Origin of the sequence: Mesorhizobium sp., from assembly GCF_005063415.1 — a bacterium.
Classification (GTDB): Bacteria; Pseudomonadota; Alphaproteobacteria; order Rhizobiales; family Rhizobiaceae; genus Mesorhizobium.
In genome coordinates, this window is record NZ_SUEG01000441.1 from 1 (window position 1) to 223 (window position 223).

The window sequence follows — 223 nt, forward strand, 5'->3', positions numbered from 1 at the left end:
GGTCGCCGGGGGTCGCCGCAGGCGTACTATTGCTTGGCCCGATCCCCATTTGGATCGAAAAACGCCCGCAGCGACGCGTCGGACTCGTAGAGTTTGCCGGCGATCTCGATTTCCCACCGACTGCTTTCGAGTAACTCCTTTGTGACACCGGCAGGATGGTTTACATATCCCATTCCAACTGCCGTTCCGATTGTAAAGCTCTTCACGCCAGACGAAATATACC

Annotated in this window: 1 protein-coding gene; it reads right to left on the minus strand. The window is 56.1% G+C overall.

The features are described from left to right. Nucleotides 1–26 precede the first annotated feature (26 nt). A partial coding sequence (locus tag E5W70_RS32970; RefSeq protein ID WP_292665546.1) for a glycine cleavage T C-terminal barrel domain-containing protein occupies nt 27–223 on the minus strand: 197 nt, incomplete at its 5' end.